This window comes from Dolichospermum sp. UHCC 0352 (genome assembly GCF_009711925.1).
Taxonomy (GTDB): domain Bacteria; phylum Cyanobacteriota; class Cyanobacteriia; order Cyanobacteriales; family Nostocaceae; genus Dolichospermum; species Dolichospermum lemmermannii.
This window is the reverse complement of the sequence record NZ_VIKY01000047.1, coordinates 1-4,417: the sequence shown is the minus strand read 5'-3', so window position 1 is coordinate 4,417 and position 4,417 is coordinate 1. Positions and strand designations below refer to the sequence as shown.

The window sequence follows — 4,417 nt, the reverse complement described above, 5'->3', positions numbered from 1 at the left end:
TTAAAAACTTTTAAAACATCCTCTTAGGAATGCCAGAGATATTCTCGTTTTGCTTGCTTAGATATGAGGAAATAAGTGAAAGTTTTAGTTATCGGTAATGGGGGACGGGAACACGCTCTAGCGTGGAAATTGCTACAATCTGAAAAAATAAACAAGCTTGTTTGCGTACCAGGTAACGGTGGTACAGCAACTTTGCCAGGTTGTGAAAACTTGCCTTTAGCAGTAGATGATTTTGCTGGTATCAGCGAATATGCGATTAATCATGGGATTTCTTTAGTAGTTGTCGGTCCAGAAGTGCCTTTAGCTCAGGGAATTACTGATTATCTGCAAAATCAAGGCTTAATGGTATTTGGTCCAAATAAAGCAGGGGCGCAAATAGAAGCAAGCAAGGCTTGGGCTAAAGCTTTAATGGAGGAAGCCGGAGTTCCTACTGCGAAAGCTGCGGTATTTACGGAAACAGCCACAGCAAAAGCTTACATTCAATCTCAGGGGGCGCCCATTGTTATTAAAGCCGATGGTTTAGCTGCTGGAAAGGGGGTTATAGTTGCCGAAACTATTGCCCAGGCTGAAGAAGCAATTGAGGCAATTTTTCAAGGACAATTTGGATCTGCCGGTAGTTCCGTTGTCATTGAAGAATGTTTAGTAGGGCAAGAAGTATCTGTTTTAGCTTTAACCGATGGTTTAACCATTCGCCCATTGTTACCTGCTCAAGATCATAAGCGCGTCGGCGAAGGTGATACAGGAGAAAATACTGGTGGGATGGGTGCTTATGCTCCTGCACCAATCGCCACACCGGAGTTAATGGCACGGGTACAAACAGAGGTGTTAGAAAGAACGATCACAGCTTTACAGTCCAGAGGCATTGACTACCGAGGCATTTTGTATGCGGGGTTAATGATTTCACCAGATGGGGATTTTCGGGTTTTAGAATTTAACTGTCGTTTTGGTGATCCCGAAACACAAGTAATTTTACCGATGCTAGAAACTCCTTTGGAAGATTTAATCTTGGCTTGTATAGAACAGCGGTTAGGAGATATGCCGCCGATTGCTTGGAAACAAGGGGCTGCGGCTACGGTGGTGGCTGCTGCTGGTGGTTATCCAGGAGAATATGCCAAAGGTCAGGTAATTACTGGCTTTGAGGCAGCCCAGACAGCAGGGGCGACGGTTTTCCATGCGGGGACAAGATTAAATGCAGCCCAGAAAGTTGTTACAGATGGCGGTAGGGTGTTAAATGTGACGGGTTTGGGTGAGGATTTCCGGGAAGCTTTAGCTCAAGCTTATGCAGGTATCGAACATATTCAGTTTGATCAGATGTATTATCGCCGAGATATTGGTTATCGGGTTTTAGGCTGATTTATTTTTGGATAAATAATTTGTTTCGCGCAAAGGCACAAAGGAGCAAAGGCGCAAAGGAAGAAGGAAGAAATACATTTATGATGCTGTGGGGACTTGATCACTTTTTGGTGGTCGGTCCAAATTTTGTTTTTCTTGTATCCCAGTCCTCCCCGCAAATTGAGAAAACTTTGTATGCTGATATCTATATGGTTCTTTATAGTTTTTAATTAAAATTAGTGCAAGAAGATTTTCGCTTAATTGTTGATTTGGTTTTGGTGTTTGCTGTCGCTGCTTGCGGTGGACTCTTAGCTGCACTGTTAAAACAACCTGTTTTGCTGGGATATATCATCGGTGGTATAGTTGTTGGTCCCTCTGGACTAAGGCTGATTAAAGAACTTGTCCAGGTGGAAACCTTGGCTCAGTTTGGAGTCGCGTTTTTGTTGTTTGCTTTGGGTGTGGAGTTCTCTTTAACGGAACTCAAAAAAGTTAAGGCGATCGCTCTCGGTGGTGGTACTTTACAAATTATCCTCACTATTCTCATCACTGTTTTGGTCTGTGGTGTCACTGGTGCTTGGGGAACTCTACCGGCTAAAGGTGTATTTTTGGGTTCGATTTTGTCTTTGTCTTCCACTGCTGTGGTTCTCAAATGCCTCATGGAACGCAATGAAACTGAAACACCTCACGGACAGGTAATGCTGGGGATTTTAGTGGTTCAGGATTTGGCTCTGGGGTTCATGTTAGCTGTATTACCAGCCCTTCATCAACCAGGAGAAGCCATTGGGGTGGCTGTGGTGATGGCATTGGTGAAAATTGGTTTATTTGCAGCGGGTGCAGTTGTGGCTGGGATTTGGTTAATTCCCCCTTTACTCAGATTATTAGCCAGCACTGAAAGCAAGGAGTTATTTTTATTAGGTGTCGTCACTATCTGTTTAGGAATTGCTCTGCTCACAGAATATTTAGGACTATCCATTGAAATGGGGGCATTTGTCGCCGGTTTGATGATTTCTGAGGTGGAATATGCTGATGAAACTTTAACGATTGTTGAACCTTTACGGGATATATTTGCTAGTTTATTTTTTGTGGCCATTGGGATGTTAATTGATCCAGTATTTTTGTGGCAAAATCTGGAGTTAATTCTGGGATTAGTGGCTTTAGTTTTTGTGGGTAAGTTTTTAATTATCACCCCTTTAGTCAAGTTATTCCGTTACCCTTTAAAAACAGCTTTAATTGTCGGTTTAGGACTAGCGCAAATTGGGGAATTTTCTTTTGTTTTAGCTAGTGAAGGACAAGCTTTGGGTTTGGTTTCCCGACGCATATATTTACTAATTTTAGGAACTACCGCAGTGACTTTAATGCTGACTCCTTTTGTCTTGCGGTTAGTCCCATTTTTATTCGATTTTGCTGAATCTATGCCTTGGCTAAAACCATATTTGGTGGATGATCAAGCTCATGATTTTTCGGAAGATCTACCACAGAAAAATCATATAGTAGTTTGTGGTTATGGACGGCTTGGTAAAAATTTGGTGAAGCTGTTACAGCAATATCAATTACCTGTAGTAGTGATTGATCAATCAGAAAGTCGAATTCAGCAATTACGGGATGCCGGAATACCTTATGTTTATGGTAATGCGGTGAGTCTTCATGTATTAGAAACCGCCGGTGTCAGTCATGCTCAAGGTATGGCGATCACTCTCCCTGATCCTGCCAGTATTCGTTTGTGTTTAAAACGGTCTTTGGAAGTATGTCCAGAATTAGATACAGTTGTCCGTGCTACCCAAGATAAAAATATTGAACTACTTTATCAATTAGGTGCAAAGGAAGTAGTACAGCCAGAATTTGAAGCTAGTTTAGAAATGGCAACTCATCTATTAATTGGGGTGGGTTTATTACCAGAGATGGTACAACAGAAAATGCAACAAATTCGCCAAGATCATTATTTGGATTTACGTCCTGAAAGTTCCGCTGCTGAAGTTTCTAAATATTTACAAAAAGTTACCCGTGATTTAAATCGTCGTTGGTATGATTTACCAGCAGATTCACCTTTAATTGGCATGAGTTTGGAAGAAGTGAATATGCGTTATTTAACTGGGGTGAGTTTAATGGCTATTCGTCGCGCTGATGGGGAAGAAATTGATTATCCTCATAATCAAACTACACTTCTTTTAGGCGATCGCTTGTTAGTGGTAGGATCAGCCGAAGAACTCACTGCTTTAGTGGAGTTTGCTGAAGGTAAAATTAATATTTCTGACGAAATAGAAAAATGAATACTCAAGTGTATTCAGTTATAATGTCAGAAATAATTACAAAAAATATGTGGTAATGTTTTAAAATACCACATATTCATATTCAGCTATAAAGCCGATATTTTTTAATGGGTTATAATCATCATATAATTGGGAAATTTATGTTTAATCCCCAACTATTTAAGTATTTTGTCAAGTCACCAGGATTTAATTCTAACCCGTTAAAAACAGCCTCTAGTATGGGGTTTAAAGGAACAGAAGTTAAAGAGTCTGTAGCGATATCTGTAGTTGTACCACCTACTATAATTTCTTGTTGTTTAATAGGTATATCTGTGAATAAAGGTATATCTGTGATTAGTATTTTAGACATTCTAGAAATATCCTTAACGTTGATTAGTCTCGCTAAATTCCACCGTTGATTTAAATAGTAGAAAAACTAATAATAGAAAGTCAATACGATAAGCAACACGGTTTTATCTAAGTTTTACTGATAGCGGAGCGAGACTAACTCTCTTTAACCTACCATATTACCTAAAGTTTTCATGTAGGCGATCGCCTGTTTCCAAACCATAATCTGCTCATTATTGCCATCAAAAATACAGATACAATTGTGATCTTGCCAAAATATTCGACCTGTAATCAAATCACCAGTCATTAATCTAAATTCGACCGTTAATTTTTCTTTAATACACTTCTGGACTTGACGAGTGCTAGGTAGGGAAGTATCAAATTGATTAGTTGCCATATATTATACTGGTAATTGGTGATTGGTAATTGGTAATTGGTAATTGGTGATTGGTAATTGGTGATTGACAACTGTACGGGCGAAGCATTTGGAG

Annotated in this window: 4 protein-coding genes; 2 read left to right on the top strand and 2 right to left on the bottom strand. The window is 39.9% G+C overall.

Annotated features, from left to right (window positions below; all coding sequences use genetic code 11):
* Positions 1-75: 75 nt before the first annotated feature.
* Both purD and FJR06_RS03015 read left to right on the top strand, forming a co-directional pair.
* Entirely contained in the window at positions 76-1,353 is a 1,278-nt protein-coding gene (gene purD, locus FJR06_RS03020) for a phosphoribosylamine--glycine ligase (RefSeq protein WP_168650710.1), read from the top strand.
* Between the two features lie 218 nt (positions 1,354-1,571).
* Positions 1,572-3,599 carry a cation:proton antiporter gene (locus tag FJR06_RS03015; RefSeq protein ID WP_015079578.1) on the top strand — a complete coding sequence of 676 codons (2,028 nt, stop codon included), beginning with the start codon at positions 1,572-1,574 and terminating at the stop codon, positions 3,597-3,599.
* A gap of 121 nt (positions 3,600-3,720) precedes the next feature.
* Here FJR06_RS03015 and FJR06_RS03010 read toward each other — a convergent pair whose 3' ends face one another.
* Both FJR06_RS03010 and FJR06_RS03005 read right to left on the bottom strand, forming a co-directional pair.
* Complete coding sequence (locus tag FJR06_RS03010) at positions 3,721-3,948, bottom strand: hypothetical protein (RefSeq protein ID WP_015079579.1); 228 nt, start codon at positions 3,946-3,948, stop codon at positions 3,721-3,723.
* 144 nt (positions 3,949-4,092) lie between these two features.
* Complete coding sequence (locus FJR06_RS03005) at positions 4,093-4,323, bottom strand: RNA chaperone Hfq (protein WP_168650708.1); 231 nt, start codon at positions 4,321-4,323, stop codon at positions 4,093-4,095.
* Positions 4,324-4,417: the final 94 nt, after the last annotated feature.

Coding starts and splice junctions, on each gene's coding strand:
- FJR06_RS03010 (WP_015079579.1), bottom strand. CDS start 3,948: ATGTCTAAAATACTAATCACAGATATACCTTTATTCACAGATATACCT.
- FJR06_RS03005 (WP_168650708.1), bottom strand. CDS start 4,323: ATGGCAACTAATCAATTTGATACTTCCCTACCTAGCACTCGTCAAGTC.